The following is a 2,638-nucleotide window of genomic DNA, read 5'->3' as shown; positions in this document are numbered from 1 at the left end:
TGTGAAGCACTTGAGTTGAACCAGACTACTGTTTCAAATCAATTAAGAATTTTGCGTGCAAACAATATTGTCAAATACCAGAAGGAAGGAAAAATGGCAAGATACTCTCTTACAGACCTTCACATAGAAATGATTTACAAAGTAGGTTTTGAACATATATTAGAATAATTTTTAATTGGTGATATTATGGTAGAAAATAGGTGTTATGATTCAGATTGTTTTGATGAAAATTGCCGCAATCCGGAACATTACAATTACATCTGTTTAGATCCAAACTGTGATGAGATTCACTGTGAAAATCCTGACCATTATGATAAGCAGTTATTAAGAGATTATCAGGCAAAAACCGATTTTAGTGTACATGATCATAGCGAAAAAATAGATTATGAGGAAGATGTTGATTTAAAGATTTGTGGTTGTCCTGATTGTGCAGATGATGATGAGCATGACCACGATCATGAGCATGAGCATCATCATGAACATGACCATGATGATATTGAAATAAGTCTTTGTGGTTGTCCTGATTGTGCAGATGATGATGACCATGGACACGACCACGGACATGACCATGGACATGGTGATGGAGAATTATTGGCTGAAGGAAAACCATTAATAGCCAATAGGCCGATACAGATTATCGTTGCCAGCGGTATATTGTTTGTTTTAGGTCATGTTTTTGAATGGTTGTCATTCAGTCCAACCGTTGTAACCATAACTTATATGGTTGGGGCGATTATTGCAGGTTATGAAATAGCTATTTCAGCTTACAAATCATTAGTAAAAAGACACACTGTTGGTCCAGCAATGTTATTGTCTATTGCATGTATAGCGTCATTTATCATCGGGCATCCTGAAGAAGGTGCGGCTGTTACTTTCTTGTATTACATTGCAGAATTTTTAGAAGACTATGCTGAACTTAGAGCCCAACGTTCAATAAAATCATTAGTTGAAATTACTCCGGATACTGCAAGAGTTAAAGTTGGGGACAAAGAAGAAATTAGAAATGTCGATGACGTAAATATCGGAGATATTGTAATTGTAAAACCGGGTGATAAAGTCCCATTGGATGGGGAAGTAATTTCAGGTTCATCTTCAGTTAATCAGGCTTCCATTACTGGTGAAAGTGTTCCTGTTTTAAAACAAGTCGGAGATGATGTATTTTCCGGAACTGTAAATGAAGAAGGATATTTAGAAATTAAAGTAACTACTGCAGCAAAAGATTCAGTAATCTCAAAAATCGTTACTTTGGTAAAACGCTCTCAGCTTAACAGATCTGAAACTGAAACTTTGGTTGAAAGGGTGGCTAAATATTACACTCCTGCAATGATGATTGGTGCACTTTGTGTTGCATTCATTCCGCCATTGTTGTTTGGCCAAGACCTTACCGATTGGGTTTATAAAGCCCTTTCACTACTCGTAATTTCTTGTCCATGTGCGTTTTTAATTTCAACTCCTGTTGGAATGGTGTCTGCAATCACTTCAGCCACTAGAAATGGGGTTATTATCAAGGGAAGTTCATATGTTGAAGAGATGCGTAACGTTAAAGCGGTAATCTTTGATAAGACAGGTACTTTAACAGAAGGAAAATTGATATTAAGTGAGGTTAATGTTTTAGATGAAAATTATTCTGAAGAGGATATTGTTAGAATTGCATCTTCTTTGGAATCAGAATCTTCTCACCCAATTGCTCAGGCAATCGTAAACTATGCAGATGAAAACAATATTAGTTCTGATGATGTTGAAGAGTTTAAAAATGTTCCGGGAAAAGGAATTATTGCCACCATTAACGGTCAACAGTTCTATGCAGCAAATGAATCATTGATTGAAGGAAGTTCCTTTGATATTTCACGGGATGAAATTAATAAATATACTGCTGAAGGAAATACAATCATATTTATTGGTAATGCCGAAAGGGTTATTGGTTTTATTACTGTATCTGATAAAATCAGGGACAACGCTTCAGAAGTTATCAGTGATTTAAAACAGAGAGGTGTTGAAACCGTAATGCTTACTGGTGATAATAAAATGGCTGCCAATAAGGTTGCTTCAGAAATTGGTATTCAGCATGTTTTCTCAGATTTGCTTCCTGAAGATAAGTTGAATATCCTCGATACAATCAGAAACAAATTCGGTGATGTTGCAATGGTCGGTGACGGTATTAATGATGCACCGGCACTGGCACGTGCAAATATTGGTATTGCAATGGGAGCCGCAGGTTCCGATGTGGCTATTGAAACAGCAGATGTTGCATTAATGCAGGATGACATATCAAAACTCCCATATCTGTTTTCCTTAAGCCATAAAACAATGGGCATTATTAAACAAAACATTACTGCAGCAATTGTGATTAAATTTTTATGTGCAATACTTGCAATATTGGGTATTATAACCTTGATGATGTCTGTTGGTGTTGGAGACTTAGGATTAACCCTTTTGGTTATTTTAAACTCCTTTAGAATTGGAATGGTGAAAGATCCACTATTCTAATTTTATTTTTTTTCTTTATTTATAAATTTTTTCACTTTTTTTTCAATTATTTATTAAGTAATACTTTTTTTTATTTTAATCGTAATTTTTATATACTCCTAATTTATATATATTTAAATGTAATATCTTAATGGAAATAAGTATTACTTAT

General features: G+C 34.7%; 2 protein-coding genes. Both read left to right on the top strand.

Annotation, left to right across the window (positions count from 1 at the left end):
- On the top strand, positions 1-168 hold a 168-nt coding region (locus ACJMLH_RS01280; protein ID WP_405274127.1), incomplete at its 5' end, for an ArsR/SmtB family transcription factor.
- 18 nt (positions 169-186) lie between these two features.
- Positions 187-2,487 carry a heavy metal translocating P-type ATPase gene (locus tag ACJMLH_RS01275; protein ID WP_405274126.1) on the top strand — a complete coding sequence of 767 codons (2,301 nt, stop codon included), beginning with the start codon at positions 187-189 and terminating at the stop codon, positions 2,485-2,487.
- The last annotated feature ends 151 nt before the right edge of the window (positions 2,488-2,638 follow it).

Origin of the sequence: Methanobrevibacter sp. (genome assembly GCF_045116495.1) — an archaeon.
GTDB lineage: Archaea > Methanobacteriota > Methanobacteria > Methanobacteriales > Methanobacteriaceae > Methanocatella.
Note: the sequence above shows the minus strand (reverse complement) of the source record. Positions and strands in the feature narration are given on the sequence as shown.

Excerpts from the sequence above, each read along its gene's own strand:
- ACJMLH_RS01275 (WP_405274126.1), top strand. The coding sequence starts at position 187 with ATGGTAGAAAATAGGTGTTATGATTCAGATTGTTTTGATGAAAATTGC.